Consider the following 23,304-nt stretch of genomic DNA (forward strand, 5'->3'; position numbering starts at 1 on the left):
CCTCGCGAATGCGTATAACCTCGCCGTTTCGTCTACCCTGACGTGGCGCGCCGCCCGGTAGCGGCTGCCCTTCGAATGTTGACGCTTACGAAACGGAGAATTCTATGTTCAAGCGTACCCTCGCCCTCACCGCCGGTCTGGCGCTGTCCTTTTCTGCCCTGATGACGCAAGCCGCTGATGTCCTGCGCGTCAGCGCGATTCCCGACGAAGCCCCGACCGAGCTGCTGCGCAAGTTCGAACCACTGGGTGCCTATCTTGAGCAGCAGTTGGGCATGAAGGTGCAGTTTGTGCCTGTCGCCGACTACCCGGCGGTGGTTGAAGCGCTGGCCACCGATCGCCTCGACATGGCCTGGCTCGGCGGTTTCACTTTTGTGCAGGCTCGTTTGAAGACCGACGCCACTACACCAGTGATCCCGCTGGTGCAGCGCGAACAGGATGCGCAGTTCACCAGCAAATTCATCACCGCCGACCCGAACGTGAAAAGCCTCGCCGACCTGAAGGGCAAGACCTTCGCCTTCGGTTCGGTGTCGTCCACCTCGGGCAGTCTGATGCCGCGTTACTTCATGCTGAAGAACGACGGCATCAAGCCTGAAGGCTATTTCAGCCGTGTCGCCTACTCCGGCGCGCATGACGCCACCGTTGCCTGGGTGCAGGCCGGCAAGGTCGACGCTGGTGTATTGAACGCCAGCGTCTGGCAGAAACTGGTCGACGCCGGCAAGGTCGACACCAACAAGGTCAAAGTCTTCGCCACCACGCCGACCTACTTCGATTACAACTGGACCGTGCGCGGCACCCTTGATCCGAAGCTGGCCGCGAAGATCAAGCAAGCCTTCCTCGACCTCGACCCGGCCAATCCTGAGCAGAAGAAGATCCTCGATCTGCAGGCCGCCAGTCGCTTCATCGAGACCAAGCCCGAGAACTACAAGGGCATCGAGGAAGCCGCCCGCGCCGCCGAACTGCTGAAATGACCCTACGCCTCACCCAGGGCAGCCTGCGCCATGCCAATGGCGTCGATGCCCTTCGTAACATCGACGTGCAGATTGGCGCTGGCGAACAGGTCGCAATCATCGGCCCGTCCGGCGCTGGCAAGTCGAGCCTGCTCAATCTGCTGGCCACCGCGCTCAAGCCCAGCAGTGGCGACATCGAAGTGCTTGGCGAACGCGCCTGGCACTTGTCGGCGCACCAGCGGCAGCGCCTGCGTGCGCGCATCGGCCTGGTGCATCAGGCGCCGCCGATTCCGCCGCGTCAGCGGGTCATTACGGCGGTGCTGGCCGGCAAGCTCGGTCAGTGGAGTCTGGGCAAAAGTCTGCTGAACCTGCTGCATCCACTGGATGTGGCGGGCGCTCGCGCGGCGTTGGCGCGGCTGGATCTGGGCGACAAACTGTTCGCCCATTGCCAGCAGTTGTCCGGCGGGCAATTGCAGCGCGTCGGCATTGCGCGAGTGCTGTATCAGGCGCCGGAAATATTGCTTGCCGACGAACCTGTCTCGGCCATGGACCCGGTGCTTGCCGGCCATACGCTGTCGATCCTTTCGCGTCACGCCCGCGAGCACAACGTCACGCTGGTGGCGAGCCTGCACGCGGTGGATCTGGCGCTGGCGCATTTTCCACGGATCATTGGCCTGCGCGACGGGCAGATTCTTTTTGATTGCCCATCCGATCAGGTCAGCCGCGACAAGCTCGATGCGCTGTACGCCAATGAACAACTGCAATCGCCTGCACCAGCGGTCGCGCCTTTGATTGTGCAGATTCCTCGATGCTGAAGGCCGATTCACGGGACCCGGCGGCGTGGCCGCGATTGTTGCTGACGCTGCTGGCGCTGGCTTTGCTGTGGCCGGGCATTCAGCTCAGCGAACTGGACCTGGGCGTGTTGTTTCAGGCCGATAGCCAGAACGAAATGGGCCGTTTTGTTTCGGCATTCTGGCCGCCGGCGCACGATCAAGCGTTCCTGCAACTGTTGCTCAAAGCCACCCTGCAAACCCTGGCGATTGCCACAGCGGGAATGGCCCTGGCGTTGCTGCTGGCAGTGCCGGCAAGCCTGATCGCCAGTCGCGCGTTGTCGCTCTCGGCGGCGTCACGGGGCGGCGTGCCGAGCCTGCCCGGGCGCTTGCTGCGCTGGCCGGTACGCGGCTTGCTGATCTTTTTGCGCAGCGTGCCGGAGATCGTCTGGGCGCTGTTGTTTGTGCGTGCCGTTGGCCTCGGCCCGGCGGCGGGCGTGTTGGCCATCGCCATCACCTACAGCGGTATGCTCGGCAAGGTTTACGCGGAGATATTCGAGTCCACCGACCAGCGCCCGGCGCACGCATTGTTGCAGGCCGGCAGCGGTCGACTGGCGGCGTTTGCCTACGGCACGCTGCCGAATGTCGCCGCCGAATTGCTCTCGTACACGGTGTATCGCTGGGAGTGCGCGATCCGTGCCTCGGTGGTGATGGGCTTTGTTGGTGCCGGTGGGCTGGGGCAACAGATCGACCTGTCGATCCGCATGTTTGCCGGCGGTGAGGTCGCCAGCATGTTGCTGACGTTCCTGCTGCTGGTGCTGTGCGCTGATCAACTCAGCCGCTTGCTGCGCTGGAGGCTGGCATGAGGCGCCTGATCAACCTGCTGCTGATCGTCGTGATCGCATTTGCGGTGTTCGCTTCCTTCGCTTATCTGGAACTGGATCTCGCCGAACTCGGCAGCGCCAATAGCCTCAAGCAGATGGGCAGTTATGTTCAGCGTTTTCTCAGTCCCGACTTGAGCGCCGGTTACCTGAAAGCCATTGCCCACGGTTCGCTGGAAACCCTGGCCATGTCCGCGTTGGGCACCCTGCTTGCGGCACTGTTCGGCATCGTTCTCGCGCTGCCCGCTGCCGGGCGTTTCGGCTGGCCGCTGCAAAGTGCGGCGCGTCTGCTGCTCAACGGCTTGCGGGCGATTCCGGAGCTGGTCTGGGCCGCGCTGATGGTGCTTGCCGCCGGTCTCGGACCGAACGCCGGCACCCTCGCCCTTGCCCTGCACACCACCGGCGTACTCGGTCGGCTGTTCGCCGAAGCGCTGGAAAACACCCCGGCGCAACCCGCCGAGGCTATTCGCTTGCAGGGCGGCAATCCGATCCTGGCTTTCTGCTACGGCACCCTGCCGAACCTCGCCCCGCAACTGCTCGCCTACTGCCTGTATCGCTGGGAAAACAACATCCGCATGGCCAGCGTGCTCGGTTTCGTCGGCGCCGGCGGCCTGGGCCAGATGCTGTATGTCAGCTTGAGTCTGTTCCAGGAAGCCCAGGCCAGTACGGTGATTCTGGCGATGCTGTTGCTGGTGTTTCTGGTCGATTGGTTGAGCGCCTGGAGCCGGCAGCGTTGGGTCAAAGCGTAGGCCGAGTGGATATCTGGCAAAAGCTGATTATGCTTCAGGAAACCTTGCAGCCCTGCGAGGCGGTCAGACTGTGCAAGCTTCACGCTAGAGCAACGGCGGCAGATGCCAACGGGCCAGAGTGCGACAGGCAGTAACGGGGGACTCCGGCCTACAACAATAAGCACGACGGAGAACACCCATGGCCACAATCGACACAGCATCCACCGGCACACCGCCCCGCAGCGGCGGTATCACGAAGGAGGAGCGCAAGGTCATCTTCGCTTCCTCGCTGGGCACGGTTTTCGAGTGGTACGACTTTTACCTCTACGGCTCGCTGGCGGCGATCATCGCCAAACACTTCTTCGCCGGCGTCAACGAAACCACCGCATTCATCTTTGCCCTGCTGGCCTTCGCCGCCGGGTTTGCGGTGCGGCCGTTCGGCGCCATCGTCTTCGGGCGTCTGGGTGACATGATCGGGCGCAAACACACGTTTCTGATCACCATCGTGATCATGGGCGTGTCCACAGCAATCGTCGGTTTGCTGCCCGGCTACGCCACCATCGGCGTCGCTGCCCCGGTGATTCTGATCACCCTGCGCTTGCTGCAAGGCCTGGCGCTGGGTGGTGAATACGGCGGCGCGGCGACCTACGTCGCCGAGCACGCGCCACGCAACCGCCGTGGCTTTTTCACTTCGTGGATTCAAACCACCGCCACCCTCGGTCTGTTCATGTCGCTGCTGGTGATTCTCGCCTGTCGCACCGCGCTGGGTAACGAGGCGTTCGAGGCTTGGGGCTGGCGGATTCCGTTTCTGCTGTCGATCATTCTGCTGGCCGTGTCGGTGTACATCCGCCTGCAACTGAGCGAGTCGCCGGTGTTCCAGAAAATGAAGGACGAAGGCAAGGCCTCGAAAGCACCGCTGACTGAATCCTTTGCGCGCTGGGACAATCTCAAAGTGGTGATCATGTCGCTGCTGGGCGGCACCGCCGGGCAAGCAGTGGTCTGGTACACCGGGCAGTTCTATGCGCTGTTCTTCCTGTTGCAAACATTGAAGATCGACGCGCAAACCGCCAACCTGCTGATCGCCGGATCGCTACTGATCGGCACACCGTTCTTCGTGATTTTCGGCAGCCTGTCCGATCGCATCGGGCGCAAACCGATCATCATGGCCGGGTGCATTCTGGCTGCTTTGACCTACTTTCCGATCTTTACTGCGCTGACCCAGTACGGCAACCCGGACGTGTTCGTCGCTCAGGAAAAAAATCCGGTCAAAGTGATCGCCAATCCTGATCAGTGTTCGTTCCAGTTCGATCCGGTGGGCAAGGCCAGATTCACCAGCTCCTGTGACTTGGCGAAAACCTTGCTGGCGAAACGCGCGATCCCGTACGAGAACGTCGCTGCCGAACCGAACACGGTCGCGCAGGTGCGCATCGGTGACCGCGTTGTCGAGAGCTTCGAAGGCAGCGCCCTCACCGCCGCCGACTTCAAGGCCCGCAACGACGCCTTCACCGCCAACCTCGGCGCGGCGTTGAAGGAAGCCGGTTACCCGGAAAAAGCCGATCCGGCGAAAATCAACTACCCGATGATGCTGCTCCTGCTGACCGTGCTGGTGATCTACGTGACCATGGTCTACGGCCCGATCGCCGCGTGGCTGGTCGAACTGTTCCCGACGCGCATCCGCTACACCTCGATGTCGCTGCCCTACCACATCGGCAACGGCTGGTTCGGCGGCTTCCTGCCGACCGTGGCGTTCGCCATGGTCGCCGCCACCGGTGACATCTACTACGGGCTCTGGTACCCGATCGTGATTGCAGTGGCGACGGCAATACTCGGCACGTTCTTCCTGCCGGAAACCAAGGATCGCGACATTCTCAAGGACTGAAAAAAGCCGCAGCGCCCTCTCCTGCCGGAGAGGGCCTCGCAGCTGAAAAATTTCGAACGTCTGCCGCCGCGCTGTCTCCAATGTGTACACCCACAGGAGGCCAGCGCCATGAACCCCAACGACGACAAAACCCCCAACGCCCCACCCACCGATGCCAGCGGCAAACCGGTGAACGTGGTCGAGCGCGATCTGCAGGACCGCGACGGCAAAACCGAAGGCGTGGACAAAATCATCACGCCGTCTTCCACTCGGGTCAAAGAGCAGGAAGCTGAAGAGCTACAGCGCAAAGTCGATGAGATCGAGCGTAAGGTTGCAGACGGTAACTGAGTGCAGCGTGGCTGTGGCCGCGGCTTTGAGCGGCGGCTGTCAGCCCGATGACCAAAAGCTGATTTCCTACAGAATTGAACTACACAGCTGATCGACTTCACGTGCATCACAAGCGAAGCGTCTGACAGATTTGCATCGTCTGTTTGCGGATGATGTCTCCCTCGTCCCGCCAGTGACGACAACGAGCCCACATCCCCTTAGACTGCTTCACATTGATCATGGAGGTCATGATGAGCGCTGAACTTTCACTTATCGTTTCAGACTTCGAAACCGAAGAAGAGGCTGCGGATTACGATCTTTGGTATCGCGCCAAGGTACAAGCCGCACTTGATGATCCACGTCCGCCTATCCCCCACGATGAGGCAATGGTGCTGCTAGGTCAGATGCTGGAAGAGAGACGCAAGAATCGACGCGCTGCCGGTTAGCTGGAGTAAACCGGCTCTTGGAGACCTGGCTGACATCATCGAATACGTAGAACAACGCAACACTGTCGCTTCAGTTGCACTGCACCAAAAGCTCAGCGCCGCAGCGCGAAGGCTTTCCTGGATACCGCATGGTTTCCGCTCCGGCCGAATACCGGGCACTCGCGAAATGGTCATCAACTCGAATTATTTACTGGTCTATCAGGTGACAGACCACATCAAAATTCTGACCGTGTTGCACGCCCGTAAAAAATATCCATAACCATTCATAAAAAAAGGCGGCCAACCGGCCGCCCAAACGTACTGCACGAGAGTCTTTTACAACGTCAGCTGCCCACGCTCCTCCTCGGTCAGCTGCTGTTTCGCCTGTTCATCCAGCGCCCCGGCGCCCAGCACCTGCACCGGGCTGTCCGGGTTATAACCGGTCGCCGGCGCGCGACTGGCACCATCGCGCGTTGGTGCCAGTTGCTCGTTGCCGAAACTGAGCACCTGCACAGTGAACACCGAGGCCTGGTTCTGCCGCGCCGCTGCCTGTTGCTGCCGGGCGACGTCTTCCGCCGCTTGCGTAGCGGAGGATGCCGCCGAACTGGCCGAGGTGATCGCGCCGGTATTCACCGCCGACACCACCGGCACGCCGGTTGCCTTGCCCTGCACCGAAATGTTCGCGGCGTTGACCACCGTCAGCGCGGCGATGTTGACGTTGCCTGACACGCGAATCCCCGCCTCGCCGGCATCGATGGTGCCCAGTGGCGCGATCAGGTCGATGTTGCCCGGCGCCACTTCGGCGATCGGGTTGAGCGTGGCGATACCGGCGCCGGTGCTCGGCACCGACGGCGACAGCGTGACGTTGCCCCAGGTGTCGTAGACACGTTTTGGCGGCGTGTAGACCACGGTGGTTTTCGAGCCGCGACCGGCGTTGATGTCGCCCTCGGCGGACCAGCCGAGAATCGAGCCGCCGAACGTGGTCATGATCCGGCTCTGGCCGAGCAGAATGCTGCCTTGGGAGTACAACTGAATATCGCCCGAGCCCTGGGTGATGATCCCCGCCGTCGACGGCGGCGCCGCGCCTTCGATGCCGAACACCTGACCACCGCCCGGCGTGAGCATCTGGATATCGCCGCCAAACAGCGTCTTGACCCCGGCGCCGCCGTACATCGTGATATCGCCGTCGTAGCGGATCGGATTGCCGGCGACATCAGTGGTCGGGAACAGTGCCGCAATGGCGTTGCGACCGCGCAGGTAACTGCCTGTGCGCGGACCACTGGCATCGGTGTATTCCAGGCCACCGGCACGCAATTCGGCGAAGTACACCTGGCGGGCGAAGATCGCCTGTTCGGTACTCGGCAGTGCGGCGAAGAACGCTTGCGCCTGTTCGTCGCCACCCATGAAGCCATAACCCAGGCTCAGCCAACTCTGCAGTTCTTCGACGTAGGTCTTGACCACTTTGCCCGGCTGCGCGCTGAGGGCCACCGCTGAATCCGCGACGTTTTGCGGGTTCAGATAACGCGCAATTAACCGTGAGTAATCCGGCCCCTGCGCACCCGCACCCGCTTGCATCACGATGCTCGCACCGGGGCGCTGATCGCCTGCCACGACAGGACCGAGGCTGGTGATGCTGGCGCGATCTTCCATCAGGATATTGCGCCCGGCATTGACGTCCAGAACACCCGGGCCGGCAATGTCGAAGCTGCTGTAGAGAATGTCTCGCCCGGCCGAAACCCGCGAAATGTCGCGCGCATCGTTGTGCACGAACAGATTGCCGGTAGACGCGATCTGTTCGTTATTGCGACCCATGCCCCCAACGGGCGCAAACGTGGGTTGCCCCAAATTGGTACCGGACGCCACGATGTCACGCCCCGCCACCATCCACACCGGGCCTGCCGATTCATACCAGGTGCGCTTCGTGGTCGCGAACGCCAGCGTTTCGCCCGTGCGAATTCCTACCAGGTCACCGGTCAGTGCATAGAAGCGCGCCGGCCCCTGAACACTGCTCAACCCCGAGTAGCTATCGGGACCAAAGGCAAACAGTGGATAGCGCGAATTGGTTTGCGCCAGCACACCATCGCTGCCGGCGTTGGTCGTGATCGGCCGAGCGGACTGGTTGTTGCCGTAGCCATTGAACGCGGGTGCAAACGGTGTGGCGAGCGCCGCCGGGCTGGCCCCTGACTGGTTGATGGCGTAGCCGCCGGCATAGATCGAATCCCCAGCGATCAGTTCAAGCTGCCCCGCGCTGGAAGGTGCCAACAGCAATGACCAGGCCAGAGCCGGCGCCGGGTTGCCTATGCCGTAGGCCGCTGATGGTCCCGCATAAATCGAGCCCTGGCCGGCCACGGCACGCAATATCGAAGGAAAGACGAAGCGGTCATCGGTCGGTGACCCGTTAAGCCCGGCGACGGGGTCCTGCCCGGTGGTTTCCATCAACTGGGTGCTGGGCGTCAGGTTGCCGCCGGCCGAGAACAAATCGATGGCCGTGTGATCGGTCCACAGCGAGAAACCACTCAAACCGCCACCGGCATGGTAAATGCCATCCGCCGTGGTAAACGGTGTGGAGTTCTGCAACCTCACGCGGCCCGGATCGGCGGCGCCACCCAACACCAGATCGCCGCGGGTGTTGAGGCGCATGCCGGAGTCACCGGGAATCAGCACCAGCCCACCACTGGCATTACTGGCCGTCGAGTTGAACGGGTCGAAGGCGCGCGTTTCCCGTGGGTCATGAAACAGCGCCGAGGCGCCGTACTGCAGATTGATACCGCCCAACGCGGCGCCCGTCAGTTGCGCCGCACCGCGCAGGTTGATGAGCGCGCCCTGCAAGTCGTGCGTCGGCGTGCCGGTACCCGCCAGGCCGGCACGTGCCTGCAGAGACGGATTAAGGACACCGCCCAGACGAATATCCAGGTCTCCGCCACCGGTCAGTTGCAGGTTCCCGTCACTGTCCACGCGGCCCGTACTGCCGACAGCCACGATCAACCCCTGACTGCGAGGGTACGACGCATACCTGTCGTCGCCCATGGCCTTGAGCATGCCTGCATCCCCGCCGGCGCTCAGACTGATGTTGCCGCCGCCCAGCGTACCGAACCCGGTAAAGCCCACCAGATAAGGTCTGGTTTCCTCGCCCAGCGCTGGCAATGGCTGCGCAGCGTAGCTGCCGAAATTGATCCACCAGGCAGTCGGTACATCGTTGTTGCCGGTACCTTGGCGCCAGAGCCAATTGCCCACCGCCACACTCGGCACCTGCTCCCGCGTACCGTCGCCCGTGGCGACCGAGCGACGGCCAAGCACGTCACCCGACACAGACCCGCCGGCATTGATCGTCAGGTTACCGCCCATCTGCGGATACCAGGCCTGATAGAGGCTGGCACTGCCGCCATCGACCCATTTTTCGTAATCGCTGCCAGCGCTGCCCAATACCGAGCCATCAGCCGACAGCCTTCCGCGGGGCTGGTTATAACGCGCGTCGACGTCTGCCGATTGGGTGCCGGCGGTGTAGACGCCGAAAGGTGAGGCCATGCTCAGGTTACCGGCCGCCATCAAATCCAGGTCGCCGGTGCCAGTACGCAAAACGCTGAACATCTGCGTGTGGGCCTTGGCGCTCTTGCTCGGATTGTTTTCAATGCACAGTGCCGGGTCGATGGAGCACCAGAACAATTCGTCATCGTTCATCGGTGTGTAATCCGGCATGCCCATCCAGTTGCCAGGCGCCCACACACTGCGCGCCATGGGCGCGCAAGAACCGGGAGCGATATCACAGAGCACAAGGTATTCCTCGGGAACCGGTTCGTACGGTGTAAAGCCATACTCGTTATCCACCGCCCAGACCAGTTTGCCGGCCACCTCGATCATGCTCACACCATAGTGAGTGTCGGCCATCTGCAAGTTGCCAACGCTGGCCTGAGGTTTCACGCTACGGCTGTCGGCCGCGGTCAGATCGGCCCCTGCCACCATGCGCATCGACCACGACGCACTGCCCGCCGGCAGCATGCTGGCGATCGCCCAGTTTCGACCTTGCTGGTTTCCATTGGCAGGACGCAGGTCGAGGAATACCGTGCCATCGGCGAGCTTCACGTTGGTCATGGAGGGGATCAGCGAACCCCGCAACAGCGCCAACGTTCCGTTCAACACAACACCCACCGTTTTATTGTCGGCATCAACCGCACCCGGCAGCGGCACGCCTTTGGGCCAGAGCAGGGCCTGCAGTGCGGTGGCGTTGTTCAAGCGAATACCTGCACCCAAACGACTGCCGGTCGGCAGGGTCACAGCGTTGTCGAGCAGCGTACCGGCGGCATACATCAGGTTACCCGCCGCGTCATGCACATCGCCGGCCAGCACCGTTCCACCCTGTAACACGTAAGGTGCGGCCAAAGTGCTCTGAACCGGCAACACCGTGCCCGCGGCCAGTGTGGCGGCTTGAATCGGCAGGTCGTAATTCAAGGTGGCACCAACCGGAAAGAGCGTCCCTTCGGCAAGGCTGACACCACTGCCCGGTACGATCAGGTCACCGCCGAAAGGCTGTATCCCCGGCAACAGTTTCCAGCCGGCGTCGTCCACGGTTTCCGGCGGCGGTGCGAAACCGTCGTTGATGCTGCCGTAGATATCGAGGTTGCCACCGGCACGGATCAACAGGCTGCCCGCTTCTCCGCTGCCATACACCGAGGTCCGGCGAGTGTGCGGGTTGAGGCTGGCGTAACGGTAGCCGGACAAGTCGAGATCGCCCTGCACCACCAGATCGCCGTCAGCGGTTTTGCTGACGATTTCCACCCCCGGGCGCAGATGAAACGCATCGGCATAGGTCGCATTGTTGAGGCCGGCCAGTTTGCGTTGAAGCAGATCACTGTTACCCAGCGCCGCATCGATAAAGCCGCTGCTGTCTGAGTGAATGCGATCCAGGTAGGCTTGATCGATCACTTGATACGGGCGACCGCTGGCCGCCGGATCGGTGCCATCGGCAGCATCACTGTAACTTCGCACGGCATTCAGCCCGATGGAGCGGGCACCTTGAATACTCAACGTACCGCTGGCATCCACCGCAATGTCACCGCCGCCCAGGCGCGGTGCATTCAGCTCCAGCGTCCCACGCAACACGTCATCGCGTTGTCCCGCCTGGTTTCCAGGCACTGCATCGGTGCCGTGACGCAGATCAATCCGTGCACCAGCGGCCAGCGTCAGCACGCCGTCACCTGAATTGAGTTCAACCATGGCGCGGTTCGGTGCGTCGATGATTTTGCCGTAGCTGTCGACGCGCAGTACGCGGCCATGGGCATCGAGCAGCGCGTTGCCCGTCAGGTTCAAACCGTTTTTGCCGGCAAGGCGAATGCTGCCGACCCGTTCACCACTGGCATCGATCACCCCGTCCACGGTCAGGTTGCCGTTGTCCACCGAGACATTGACTTGGCCCGCTTTGAGTTCGTTACCGATACGCAGATTGCCCTGCTTGAACTGGAAGCTTCGACTGCCCACTACCCCGCCGGCATTCAAGCGCAGGTTAAGGCTGGCAAAGGCCTCGCTCAAATCACCCGCCAGGCGCTGGGCGCGAATGTCCACGCCACCGGCCTTGTACGGCACCCACGTACCGCCCGCGTCGTAATAGCCACTGCTGCTGCCGACAATCTGCCCTTGCAGATCAACCTGTCCAGCGTCAGTGGCCAGGGCCACAACGTTCAATTGCCCGGCCTGATTGTTGACGGCGGACAGATCGATTCGCGAGCCCGCCAACTGACGAATATTGCCGTTGTTGCTCTGCAACGACACGTCGCCGCCCCAGCTGTATTTCTGCACATCATTGAACGGCAGAACCCGGCCCGCCATGTCCACCTGCGCGCCGCTGCCAAGCAGCAGATCATCCTCGGCATTGACCAGCAGCTTGCCGCTGGCGAGGACGATGCGACTGTCGAGCACAACACTGCGTGCCGTCAGGCTCAGTTGCGCACCGAGGGCATCCGCGGCAGCCGTTGTGGCGCTACCACTCAGAGTCAGGTTGTTGCCCGCCTTGAGTTCACTGACCGAGGCGGCCTCGCCGGTCAGCAATGGCGTGCGCAGATTGAGATTGCCGCCGCTGTAGCTGAACCCCTTGACCGCGTCATAAGCTCCTTGGGATTCGTACACCGCCAGACTGCCCTTGTGGTTGGCGGTGATGCGCTCGCTGGCGTTGAAGTTGACGTTGGCAAATCCCAGGGCCAGTCGGTTATTGCGATCCAGGCCATTGGGCTGCGGGTTCGGGCCATAACCCAATTCGATCCGCTGCGCCTGAATATCCAGCGTGCCGTGCCCGTTGCCGGCGCCGTCGTTGACCACCGTACCCGGGGCCTGAGTCGCCCCGTTCCAGATCAGATTGCGGGTGCGGATCGTCGCGACATCGGTGGCAGCGCCCGAGCCGTAGATAGCCGGGCTACCCAACACCAGATTCTGCAAACGGCTCTGGCCGGTCTGCGGATCAATGGTGTCGAGGGTCACGCTGCCGAAAAAGTTGAACGCATCGCGGGCCACCAGACTCAGGGTTTCCAGCGCGGGGGCGCCAGATTGCGTGTCGCCCTGCAACAGGCGATCCAGCACGTTCTGGTTAAGCGTCAGGCCCGCGGGTGTGCGGCCGCTGGCTGCGGCCAGTGCTTGCGGACTGCCGGTATTGACCACACCGACCGAAAGCCCGAGTTGGCGAGTGCCAAAGCGCACGCTTTCGCCCAGTTCGAAGTCTTTGTCAGTGGCGGCGATGATGCTGCCGTTGGAGTACAGCAACGCCGCAGCGGTGCAATCGGCCGTCGGACAGTTGCCGATACGAATGCTCCCGCCCCCGCCATCGGAGGGCGCAAGCACCGGCGTCCAGCCGTTGGACACCACCAGCAGGCTGGAACGCCCCGGTTCGTAGACGAAACCGGCTGCGGCATCATACGGGACGTTACCTCGCCCCAAGGTATTGACCCCCGCTCCCGCATCGATGGTGATGCCGCCATTGGCGCTGTTACTGCTCAGCACAACCTCTGGCGCCGAGAGGATCGCGCCTTCGCGCAGACGAATCGCCGAGGTATTGCCGATCACCTTGATCGAGCCGCCCTCCGAACCGTAATACACGGTTGGGGTGCCACCGATGGTCAAGCGTCCGGCATTCAAGCGGTTGAGGGTGTCGGCGTACAGCGATACACCGTCGAACCCTGGCGTTCGCGTATGCCCGGCACCGAGAATTTCAAACTCTGCGCCGGTATAACCGCCCTGAACGACCGCCGTACCAATGACTCCGCCGCTGGCAGGTTTGAACAGCACCTGCCCGTTGAAATCCAGGGCTGAGTCGTGCTCGCCGCCACTGACCATGCGCAGGTGCAGCGTGTTGCCGTCCAGCGGTGTGCGGGCGCGCGGCAGACCGCGGCGGGCAGCATCGTTGAGCACAAATTGGCTGAACCCGGTTTCGTTGTACTGTGAATAGCGCCGCAGCACATCGGCAGACGTCACGATGACCTGGCTGGGCAAACTGTCGCGGATACCGGTGTTGGCAATCGACAGCTGTCCGGCCGTGGTCCACGAGCCATTGCGCAACTTCAACGCACTGTCCATCGGCCCCGCAATCGCTTGACCATTGATTTCGACCCGCAAGGCGCCCGGTAACAAGGCAAAGGTCGATGGCAACAAGGTGTAGGTGCCGGGTGCCAGTCCGGCAACGCCGGTCCCGAGGGTGATCTGCTGGCCGATACGCGGGTCGACCGCGCCGGCCTCGGCCAGCATCGGCGCATAGCGGCTCTGGTCACCGGCCACGATTGCATACACGGGGTTGCTGGCCAGTCCCGGCAAACTGAAGGTGCCATCGGTGGCATTGCGTACCAGCGGATTGAAACGCGCATCGGTGGAGCCACCTCGTCCGGAGACAAAACCGGCACCGCGCAAATCGCCGCCGCCCGAAAGATCGATCACCGCCCCGGCCTGCACATTGGTGTATTGCGCATCAAGGATGACCCCGGAGGTCGCTCCGGCAATGCCATTCAACATCACCGACTTACCGTTGTACCGATAGTCGATACCGTCGGTGGTTCCTCCATAGGGCATGACCAGTCCGGCGGCGCTGACTGAAGTCACGCTGCCCGGCAGAAGTTGAAGTTCACGGGTTTTGACAATGACGTCATCACCCAGGGATATCAGCCCCAAAGGCGCACGAATGACGCCGCCCTGCTCGATCTGTCCCGCACTGAGTGTCAGGCTGCCGAACACCGAGTAAGGCAAAGCGGTCGGCGCCGCCCCGTGATTGCCGATACGCAACGTATGCTCCGGCACCGATCCGGCCATACTTTGATAGCCCACTCGCACCTCAGCCGAGACGCCACTGGCCGGGTAGATCTGCGCAGCCCGCATGTGCATGTCACCCGCAGTCCACAGACGGCTGCGCTGCTGTTCATCGGTTGGCGCGAGGAAGCGCAGGTCGCCCTGGCTGTCGAGCGTGACCAGACCAAAGCCACGGCGGCTGACCGTCAGCGCCGGTGCGGCCGATTGCACGAGAGTCCCTTCGGTGCCGAATGAAAGCGAGTTGCCCACGTCCAGCAGGTTCGCGCTGGCGGTGAATTGCGCGCCGGACAACTGCGCTGTCGGATTGCTCATCACCCGCGGACGCACTTTGACTTCCGAGCTCAAATAGGTGCCCAGCCCTGACAGGCGCAGGTAAGGTGCGCTGAGGTTGACCCGGGCGCTGTCACTCGCCGACTCGGCCAATGAAAGAGAACCGGCGAACAGGCTCAGGCCCTGCCCCATATGCAGGTCGACATCGCCGTCGAACGTCATCAGACCGTTGCTCAGCAGACTCACGCTGCCGAAGCCACCGCTCATCAGTTGATCGGCACTCAAGCGTGCACGCCCGTAGCGTAAAAGTGGCGAAGCCTCACCCGCTCGCAGCGGCTGCGGCAGTGCCGGCGCTGGCCCTTGGGCAATGATCATTTCACGTGGCACGCGCACCGCATTGCTCAAGTTCGCGGGACCGTACGCCGGTGTATCCAGAGCGATCTCCAGACGCCCGCCCGCCGCACCTGCACCGCCAGCATTGGCCTGCAGACTGCCCTCGATGAACAGACCATTGTAGGAACTCAGGGTGATCCGTCCGCCATCGGTGGCCACACGAGCGGGGCCTTGCCCACCGCTATCGAGCACGGCTTGCGCACCGGACGCTTCCAGTCGCGCACCTTGGCGGATGATGACGTAAGCATCGGCAGCGGTCGCCGTGATTTTCTTCACATCAATCTCGCCACCGACAATGATCGAGCCACCCTTGCCAACTTGGCCGTAGACGCGGCCCAGCGCATCGACAGCGGTCGCTGCCCGACCGGCGACATCGATCAAGGCATGTTCACCGATCCAGATCGAACGGTTGTGCGGGGTCGGATCGGCCTCTTGCAAGGACGTCGCCACATCAATCGCGCCGAACTGCTGTTGACGGATATCGACAATACCGCCCCAGGCGTTGAGTTCACCATCAAGCGTGATCTGGCCTGCCCCGCGCAAACCGATGCGCTGGCCGGGATCGACACTGATCCGTGAGCCTTCGCCAATCGACAACGGACTGTTGGCGGGATCAATCAAGCCAGCAAGCGTCGCGCCCGCCTGCAATGCGACAGAAGCGCCGGCCCTTTGCGTCAAGACGCCCTTGAGCGGGTCTTCCTGAAATAACGCGGGCGTCCATAGCTCCAGCGCAGCGCGCGGCGACATACCGGACACAATGGTCGAGGCGGATTCGCCAAATCGATAGACCGGCATCTGCACATCGATCGCGCTTTGCGCGGCGACCTCCAGCCCCTTCAGACCGATGATGTTGTAGGCGCTGAACCCCGTGCGGAACAGCTCCGGCGTCAGGCGCAGGGTCTGTTCTTCGGACACTTCGCCGGAAGCGCCGATCCGCACCTTGCTGGCCTGCACGGTCAAGGTGCCGCCGCCGTTCACGCCATAGCCCTGCACCTCGCCATCGAGCACCATGCGCGACTGGCCTGGCGCACTGTTGGCGCTGGATTCAAGCGTCACGTCGCCACCCTTGCCGCCACGCGTCTTGCCGTTGGCCAATACCGCACCGCCCGACGAAACATCGACCAGACTGCCACTGGCCAGCAGAATGTCGCCGGTACTGCGGATCGACACCGTCCCGCCATTGAGGTACGCCAGGCCGCCCGCGTCGTCCGGGTTACTCGACAGGTTGCGCCACAGACCGCGTGTCTGCAGCTGCACACCCTGCGCAACCGTCACTCGCGCTTGCTTGCCTGCTGAAACCTGGAGACTGGTGTCATCACGCCGATCGGTGGCGAGCTGGTTCAAAACGTTGCCCAATTGCAGGCTGCCGCCTTGCGCAATCAGATCGGCATTGACCTGCACGTCAGGGCTGAACAGGGTGATGTTGCCACCGTGATCCACCGTCACGCCTTCATTGACTTCAATCGTGTTTTTCGCCGAAATCTTCAGCGCGCCCAGCGCGAAACCATTGAGCAGCCCGGCATCGAGGAACAGTTTGCCTGCGCGTTCTGCCGCGACCGCATCGGTCAGCCCTGCGTTCGCTACGCTGGCATGCGCGCCCCCCACTTGCACCTGATCGAGCAACGGGTCGAGTTGATAGAGCAGGCCGGCACTGGCAGCGACATAAGCAGCATCGTAACTGCCAACCACCAACTGCCCTCGCCGCGCCCGGGCGGTCTGGGTCTGGGCATAGCCGTCCAGACCTGCCCGCGGTGCCTGGATTTGCCGTTCGCCCTGAAACACCTCACCCAACAGCTGGCCATCCAGCACGGCGTTGCCCGTGGCGATCACCAACTGGCCGGCATCCCGGCCAACGGTGTACCCCGCCTCCTGGCGACGCGTCGGCGCGATCAGCGGGCTATAGAAATAATCCGTCTGGCCCCAGCGCTCGCTGTGACTTTCGTAACCTTTGTAAAGACCGTTGTAGAGAATATCGCCCGGCGCACGCGACACTTCGTATAACCGCCCGTCCGCACCGCGCAGCCAGCTCTGGCGAATCTCGCCGCCCTGCACATCAAGCGTGCCGCCGGACACATTGATCAGCGAACCTTTTTCGCTGATCACGTCCTTTCCGGAAAACCGCACCTCACCGCCCTGCGCCATCCATTCACCAACGCCATGGCCCTGAGTGCCGAGGTATCCGCCGACCTCCAACAACCCACCGGCGGTGTACCAGCGGTCGGTGGCGTAACCGTTGGTGCCCGCCGGCACGAATACCAGCTCACGGACATCGACCCAGATGTCGTTACTGTTGAGCGCGCCGTTCTCGCGATTGACCGGCGCATCACGCTGCTCGTTGCCCTGGACGTTGATCTTGATGTTGTTGTTTGCCATCGCCACTTTGACGCCGAGGGCGCCGGACACGTCGATCACCGCCCCCTCGCGCAATAGACTGCGCTGTCCGGCGGCAACTGCCACCTGCCCACCGGTGGCAAGGGTGATCGAGCCGCTTTTGAATTCGACGGTGCCGCCGCTGCCGATGTCGATGCGTGACTGATCGCTGCGGATCCGGTTGTTGGCGTTGACGCCGGTCAGCGCCGCCTCGCGCTGGCTGTCCAGGGCCGTGAGATCACTGCTGTCGAGCAGAATCGCACTGACGCCATTTTCGCCCAGGGTCACACGGCCTTGGGCATCGCTGGCCGGATTGAGCAAATGCACGGTGCCGCGCGTCGCCACCGAAGTGCTCGCCAGCAGCACACCGTTTTGCACAACATCGCGGCCGGTCAGGGTGATGTCGCCGGTGGATGCCTGGATCAGGCCGGTGTTGCTGACTTTGCCCGAGCTGTCAGCCTTGAAACCGGGAATGACCTCACTGCCGAAGGTGGTTGAATAACCATTGCCGTCGGTGCCCGAGCCCTTGCGGATATAGAAACGGTCCCCCGCACCCAGCACCGTCTGACCTTTGGCCGTACTGATCGAGCCGTCGTTCTGCACGTCCTGGCCGAGCAGCAAGGTATAGCCGCCGGCGTCGGTGGAGAGCGCAGGTTGATGCGTTTGTATGGCTGCGCCACGCTCCACCAGGACTTTGCCAGCAGCGTCGGTAAAGGTCGGCTGACTGCCGGTGCTGTCGAAATACAGACCCCGATCGCGAAATTGTGCATCGGTCATGTTCGCGGCTGCCGCTACCAGATTTCGCACATTGACCTGGCTGCCACCGCTGAAGACGATGCCGTTGCGGTTGATCAGCATCACCGTGCCGTCCGCTTTGATCTGCCCCTGGATCTGGCTGGCCCGTGCGCTCGGATCGTTGACGCGATTGAGCACCGCCCAGTTGGCCTGCTGGGCAAATTCCACTGTGGTATTGCGGCCGACGTCGAACGTTTCCCAATTGAGAATCGCCTTGTCGGCGGTCTGCTCGATCTTCACCGTGGTCTTGCCGTCGGCCTGGGTTTGTTGCGGGCCTTTGGCGTTCATCCAGCCCTGGCTCAGGCTGTTATCGACCTTCAGGCCGCCCTCGCCCAATCCGTCCGGAACCACTTGCACACTGCCCAATGCGGCGGCACGTCCAGCGGCTTGTGCGGCCTGCTGAGCGGCAATCGCTGCAACGGTGTTATTGAGTGTCTGCAAAGAGCGCTGCAACTGCTGGCTGGCCCGTTGCTGCTGTGCCAGCGGTGGGGTCATCCCCGGCAGACCGCTCCCACTCGGACGCGACGCCGAAGCCTGCTGCGCCGCGCCCTTCGCGGCAAACCAGGTGGAACTGAACGCTGTCGCCGCCTCGGCACTGCCCGCCACCAGACACAAGGCGACAGCTTGCGCCAATGGCTTGAGCAGCCACTGTGCGGGATCGCCCGCGCCACGTTTGATCGGCCGGATACGGTTACTGTGACGGGAGGTGCGAGCAAGCATCACTACAGGTCCTTTTGGGTGGCAGGTCGGATCAGCCCTGCTGTTACGACATAGGCAGTTGGCGAGCCTCACGACCGAACGGATGTCACACAAACTTCATGTTCGAGGAGTAAATCGGCAAAAAAAAACAGCAGCCCGAAGGCTGCTGCCGTTTCATTGCAGTTGAGACAAGGCTTACAAAGGACGACCAATGCCGTTGCAGGCGTTGGCGTTGTTGATGTCCAGGTTATTGCCCGAGGTGTTGGTGATGAAGTTGGCGGTCACAGCGGTTTTCCAGTTGTTGGGAACCGGCGTGAAGCTGTGGGCGACGGTGGCGACGTTGTTGCCCGGGTTGCTGTAGTGGGTGGTCAGGAAGTTGCGCACGGCGGTGGCCACGGCTGCATCTTTGTAGCACTGGCCGAAGATGAAGTTGGTGTAAGCCACAATCGGGTAACCGCTTGCCGGGTTAGGCACGACCGGGGCCCAGCCAGCCGGGTTGGCAGGTGCGCTTGGCACAGGTGCAGTGCTCAGCGCCAGCGTCACGTTAGCGTTGGTTGGCTGGACGCCATTGACGCGGGCAACCACAGCGTTGCTGGTGGCGTTCACGCCATCCGGACCCACATAGCCGATCGAACCGTCCACGGCGTTCACCGCAGTGGCCACATCAGCGGTGTTGGCTACGCCGACCCAAGTCGATGGCAGCGCGGAACCGGCCGGCAGACGAGCGTTGGTGAAGGTGGAGTTGACGGCGAATTTGCCTGGGCAAACGGCGTTCAGGTGGCGACTGAGGATTTCAGTGGTGCCACTGGACACGCTGCGGTAAACCACACGGATCGGCGTGCTGTCGGCGTTACCCAGCAGAGCGCCCCAAGTGGTGGCGGTGCCCGACAGCGCATCGCACAGTTGAGCGCTGGTCAGGTTGAGCGCGGTCTGACCGGATTTTTTGTACGGAATGGCAACCGAAGTGGCCACCGATGGCAGCTGGATCAGCGGGCCGTACGAAGCACCGAAGTTGGTGGTGTAGGTGCTGAGTTCCGAAGCGCTGAGGATCGAGTCGCTAGCGGCGAAGTGCACGGTGCCGGTGGTGCTGAACTGGGCAGCGTTGTTGGTCAGGAAAGCGCTTTTGCCGACGCCGCTACCGGTCACGGCGTAGCTGAAGTTGGCTGGCAGGATGCTGTTGGCAGAACCTTTGTACAGCGCGGCAGGCAGCGAGGCGCCACCACCGGTTACGGCCATGGCCTGGGCGGAAGCCAGAGCGGCGACGGTCAGTGAGGCGGCGATCAGAGTGCGCTTGAACATGAAGAATCTCCTTTTCAACTTGGTTTGGAACACAGGTTTCGGAAGGCTTGCATGACACCGGGAGGGTCCACCGCAGTGGAGCCGCAGGGAGAAATTCGCAGCTTCCGGTGACAGATAAAGGAAAAAACCTCGGGAGCTGCGCGGGGATTTTGGTGCGGATTTCTCGGGTGTTTGCGGTGGGTTGCGGCGCGTCTGGATCGGGGGTTTGGCTGAATCGGGCTGGAGCCGTTGGCGGGTGGTTGCAGATGACAGAATGGAGAACCCGAGGATGGGCGGATTGGGGCTCGGGGGGTAGGCAGACCGGTGAAAGTTATTTGGGAAATTTGTTGGCTGGAATGGCCCAATCGCTGGCAAGCCAGCTCCCACAGGGGTGCAGTGTTGTTAATGCAATCTGGGGTACAACACAAAAACCTGTGGGAGCTGGCTTGCCAGCGAAGAGGCCAGCCCGGCCAACATCAAATTTGGCTACTGCACCAACTGATTGATCTCAATAATCGGCAACAACACCGCCATCACAATCACCAGAACCACCCCGCCCATCACCACAATCATCAGCGGCTCGAGCAACGCGGTCATGCCCATCGCCCGTCGTTCAATGTCCCGGGAAAGCGTCTGCGCCGCGCGCTCGAGCATCGGTGGCAGCGAGCCGGTTTTCTCGCCGCTGGCGATCAGGTGAATCAGCACCGGCGGAAACACATTCTCCACCCGCAGCGCGGCGGCGAGGTTGACGCCTTCGCGCACTTTCGCCGTGGCCTCGCTGACGCTCAGGCTCAAGCGGTCGTTGGACAAGGTCTGCCGCGCTGCTTCCAGCGCACGCAACAACGGCACGCCGGCGCCGCCGAGAATTGCCAAGGTGGAGGCGAAGCGCGCGGTGTTCAGGCCGAGAATGAAACGCCCGAACAGCGGCAACTTCAGCACCCGGTGATGCCAGCTCAAACGCGCCGCCGGATTGCGCAAATACAGCCGCCAGCTCCAGAACGCCCCGGCCATCAGCGCCGCACACAACCAGCCCCACGCGCGAATGAAATCACTGGCGGTGAGCATCGCCAGCGTCAGCTCCGGCAAATCCTGCCGCGCCTGAGAAAACGCGCTGACCACCTGCGGCACCACGTAGCTGAGCAGGAAAATCACAATGCCGATCGACACCAGCCCGACCACGCCGGGATAGATGAACGCGGTGAGAATCTTGCCGCGCAGGTTGTTGCGTTCCTCGATGTAATCGGCCAGCCGCTCCATCACCTGGGCCAGATCGCCGGACTCTTCGCCAGCGGCAATCAGCGCGCGGTAAATCTCGGGAAAATCCCGTGGCCGCGACGCCAGCGATTCCGCCAGACGCATGCCGCTGCGCACATCGGCGCGCACGGCGCTGAGGGTCTGGGCGATGTGCTTTTTCTCGGCCTGCTCGACCGTGGCGCTCAGTGCTGCTTCCAATGGCAGACTGGCGCCGAGCAGGCTCGCCAGTTGCCGGGTGGCCCAGTCGAGGTCGTTGTCGGAGAGTCTGGCGCTGAACAAACCGCCGCCGCCGTGTCGGGCGACGTTGCTTTCCTCGTGCACCGAAAGCGCCGTCAGGCCACGCCCGCGCAAGGCACTGAACGCCGCGCTCTGGCTGTCGGCCTCAAGGTGCCCGGACTCGATTTTCCCGGTGGCATCCGCCGCTTCAAAGCGATAGCGATTCATCAGGCGTCCCGTGTCACACGAAGGATTTCTTCCGGCGCGGTGGCACCGCTGCGAATCCAGCGCTCACCGTCCTCACGCAGGCTGAACATGCCCGCTTTCGACGCCGCCGCGCGCAAAGCCTGCTCCCCTGCCCCTTGGTAGATCAGCGTGCGGATGTCGTCGTCGATGCAGAACAATTCGTGGATGCCGGTGCGGCCGCTGTAACCGGTGTGATTGCACGCCGCGCAACCGACCGGACGCCAGGTGCCGGGCGTCGCCGGGTCTTCCTGTTTGCACTGATTGCACAAGCGCCGCACCAGGCGTTGCGCGAGGACGCCGAGCATGGATGACGCGAGCAAGAACGGCTCTACACCCATATCGATCAGGCGATTGACCGCCGACACCGCGTCGTTGGTGTGCAGCGTCGCCAGCACCAAATGCCCGGTGAGCGAGGCCTGCACGGCGATTTGCGCAGTCTCGAGATCGCGAATTTCGCCGATCATGATGATGTCCGGGTCCTGGCGCAGAATCGCCCGCAGCGCGAGGGCAAAGGTCATGTCGATCTTGGCGTTGACCTGAATCTGGCTGATCCCCGGCAAATCGTATTCCACCGGATCTTCCACGGTGAGGATGTTGCTGGTGCTCGCATCCAGCCGCGCCAGCGCCGCGTAGAGGCTGGTGGTTTTGCCGCTGCCGGTCGGCCCGGTGACCAGCACGATGCCGTGGGGCTGGCGGATCAAATGATCGAGTTTGGCCAGCACCTGCGCATCCATGCCCAAAGTTTCCAGATGCAGGCGCCCGGCCTGTTTGTCGAGCAGGCGCATCACCACGCGCTCGCCGTGGCCGGTGGGCACCGTCGACACCCGAATATCGATCGGCCGCCCCGCTACGCGCAAGGCAATGCGACCGTCCTGCGGCAAGCGTTTTTCGGCGATATCGAGCTGAGCCATGATCTTGATCCGCGACACCAGCGCACCGTGCAACGCCTTGCGCGGCGAGACCACGTCGCGCAGAGTGCCGTCGACGCGGTAGCGCACCACCGAATGGGTTTCGAACGGTTCGATATGAATGTCGCTGGCTTCATCGCGCGCGGCCTGGGTGAGCAAGGCGTTGATCATGCGAATCACCGGCGCGCCGTCCTGGGTGTCGAGCAGGTCGGTGATCTCCGGCATGTCCTGCATCAGCCGATCGAGATCGACCTCGTTTTCCGCAGCCCCCACCACCGCCGCCGCACTGCCGGTGTCGGCGTAAGCGCTGGCGAGCAAACCGTCGAGCTCGTCATCGCGCACCCGCTCGACCTGCGTCGCGCCGAACTGCCGACGCACTTCGCTGATCGACCAGCCGGGCGTCGATGGGCACACCGTCAACACGCCATCGCGCAAAAGAATCCGCTGCGCCTTGGCCCAGGCGTACGGCAATACACTCATCGTCCATGCTCCCCACAATCCACCGTGGCAATGAGATCCCCTGTGGCAATGGGATCCTCAGTGGCAATGAGATCCCCTGTGGCAATGCGATCCTCTGTGGCGAGGGGATTTATCCCCGTTGGGCTGCGCAGCAGACCCAAACCTTGAGAACCGGTTTCTACAAGCACATCGCGTGTACCGGTTTT

At 62.6% G+C, this 23,304-nt stretch carries 12 protein-coding genes; 8 read left to right on the top strand and 4 right to left on the bottom strand.

The features are described 5' to 3' along the window. Positions 1 to 104: 104 nt before the first annotated feature. The 8 genes from NF676_RS15090 (at position 105) to NF676_RS15125 (ending at position 6,216) form a co-directional block, all read left to right on the top strand. A complete protein-coding gene (locus NF676_RS15090; protein ID WP_041480134.1) occupies positions 105 to 968 on the top strand; it encodes a putative selenate ABC transporter substrate-binding protein in 864 nt (287 codons plus the stop codon). Next, a complete protein-coding gene (locus NF676_RS15095; RefSeq protein WP_056789573.1) occupies positions 965 to 1,762 on the top strand; it encodes a phosphonate ABC transporter ATP-binding protein in 798 nt (265 codons plus the stop codon). Before NF676_RS15090 ends, NF676_RS15095 begins: the two co-directional genes overlap by 4 nt. Continuing rightward, positions 1,756 to 2,583, top strand: a complete 828-nt coding sequence (locus NF676_RS15100) for a PhnE/PtxC family ABC transporter permease (protein WP_150635119.1) — start codon at positions 1,756 to 1,758, stop codon at positions 2,581 to 2,583. Before NF676_RS15095 ends, NF676_RS15100 begins: the two co-directional genes overlap by 7 nt. Continuing rightward, complete coding sequence (phnE, locus tag NF676_RS15105; protein WP_252886311.1) at positions 2,580 to 3,347, top strand: phosphonate ABC transporter, permease protein PhnE; 768 nt, start codon at positions 2,580 to 2,582, stop codon at positions 3,345 to 3,347. Before NF676_RS15100 ends, phnE begins: the two co-directional genes overlap by 4 nt. Before the next feature lie 178 nt (positions 3,348 to 3,525). Then, positions 3,526 to 5,205, top strand: a complete 1,680-nt coding sequence (locus NF676_RS15110; protein ID WP_252884321.1) for an MFS transporter — start codon at positions 3,526 to 3,528, stop codon at positions 5,203 to 5,205. 108 nt (positions 5,206 to 5,313) lie between these two features. Continuing rightward, positions 5,314 to 5,532 carry a hypothetical protein gene (locus tag NF676_RS15115; protein ID WP_056789562.1) on the top strand — a complete coding sequence of 73 codons (219 nt, stop codon included), beginning with the start codon at positions 5,314 to 5,316 and terminating at the stop codon, positions 5,530 to 5,532. Between the two features lie 230 nt (positions 5,533 to 5,762). Beyond that, a complete protein-coding gene (relB, locus tag NF676_RS15120) occupies positions 5,763 to 5,957 on the top strand; it encodes a type II toxin-antitoxin system RelB family antitoxin (RefSeq protein ID WP_056789559.1) in 195 nt (64 codons plus the stop codon). A gap of 37 nt (positions 5,958 to 5,994) precedes the next feature. Beyond that, complete coding sequence (locus NF676_RS15125) at positions 5,995 to 6,216, top strand: type II toxin-antitoxin system RelE/ParE family toxin (protein ID WP_236708189.1); 222 nt, start codon at positions 5,995 to 5,997, stop codon at positions 6,214 to 6,216. A gap of 56 nt (positions 6,217 to 6,272) precedes the next feature. On the opposite strand, the gene NF676_RS15130 is transcribed toward NF676_RS15125, so the two are convergent. From NF676_RS15130 to gspE, 4 genes are all read right to left on the bottom strand, one after another. Then, complete coding sequence (locus NF676_RS15130; RefSeq protein ID WP_252886312.1) at positions 6,273 to 18,758, bottom strand: filamentous hemagglutinin family protein; 12,486 nt, start codon at positions 18,756 to 18,758, stop codon at positions 6,273 to 6,275. Between the two features lie 174 nt (positions 18,759 to 18,932). Beyond that, positions 18,933 to 20,036 (bottom strand): substrate-binding domain-containing protein, encoded by a 1,104-nt coding sequence (locus NF676_RS15135; RefSeq protein ID WP_095180160.1) that lies wholly within the window; start codon positions 20,034 to 20,036, stop codon positions 18,933 to 18,935. Positions 20,037 to 20,501: 465 nt separating this feature from the next. Next, positions 20,502 to 21,713 carry a type II secretion system inner membrane protein GspF gene (gspF, locus tag NF676_RS15140; RefSeq protein WP_252886313.1) on the bottom strand — a complete coding sequence of 404 codons (1,212 nt, stop codon included), beginning with the start codon at positions 21,711 to 21,713 and terminating at the stop codon, positions 20,502 to 20,504. After that, entirely contained in the window at positions 21,713 to 23,119 is a 1,407-nt protein-coding gene (gene gspE / locus NF676_RS15145) for a type II secretion system ATPase GspE (RefSeq protein ID WP_122704102.1), read from the bottom strand. The genes gspF and gspE overlap by 1 nt, the downstream gene beginning before the upstream one ends. Positions 23,120 to 23,304: the final 185 nt, after the last annotated feature.

The sequence above is a fragment of the Pseudomonas siliginis genome, from assembly GCF_024072275.1.
GTDB lineage: Bacteria > Pseudomonadota > Gammaproteobacteria > Pseudomonadales > Pseudomonadaceae > Aquipseudomonas > Aquipseudomonas siliginis.

What these genes read in the sequence shown, in the direction of transcription:
- NF676_RS15095 (WP_056789573.1), top strand. Translation starts at nt 965, where the DNA reads ATGACCCTACGCCTCACCCAGGGCAGCCTGCGCCATGCCAATGGCGTC.
- relB (WP_056789559.1), top strand. Translation starts at nt 5,763, where the DNA reads ATGAGCGCTGAACTTTCACTTATCGTTTCAGACTTCGAAACCGAAGAA.
- gspE (WP_122704102.1), bottom strand. Translation starts at nt 23,119, where the DNA reads ATGAGTGTATTGCCGTACGCCTGGGCCAAGGCGCAGCGGATTCTTTTG.
- NF676_RS15110 (WP_252884321.1), top strand. Translation starts at nt 3,526, where the DNA reads ATGGCCACAATCGACACAGCATCCACCGGCACACCGCCCCGCAGCGGC.
- NF676_RS15135 (WP_095180160.1), bottom strand. Translation starts at nt 20,036, where the DNA reads ATGTTCAAGCGCACTCTGATCGCCGCCTCACTGACCGTCGCCGCTCTG.
- phnE (WP_252886311.1), top strand. Translation starts at nt 2,580, where the DNA reads ATGAGGCGCCTGATCAACCTGCTGCTGATCGTCGTGATCGCATTTGCG.
- NF676_RS15100 (WP_150635119.1), top strand. Translation starts at nt 1,756, where the DNA reads ATGCTGAAGGCCGATTCACGGGACCCGGCGGCGTGGCCGCGATTGTTG.
- gspF (WP_252886313.1), bottom strand. Translation starts at nt 21,713, where the DNA reads ATGAATCGCTATCGCTTTGAAGCGGCGGATGCCACCGGGAAAATCGAG.
- NF676_RS15090 (WP_041480134.1), top strand. Translation starts at nt 105, where the DNA reads ATGTTCAAGCGTACCCTCGCCCTCACCGCCGGTCTGGCGCTGTCCTTT.
- NF676_RS15130 (WP_252886312.1), bottom strand. Translation starts at nt 18,758, where the DNA reads ATGCTTGCTCGCACCTCCCGTCACAGTAACCGTATCCGGCCGATCAAA.
- NF676_RS15115 (WP_056789562.1), top strand. Translation starts at nt 5,314, where the DNA reads ATGAACCCCAACGACGACAAAACCCCCAACGCCCCACCCACCGATGCC.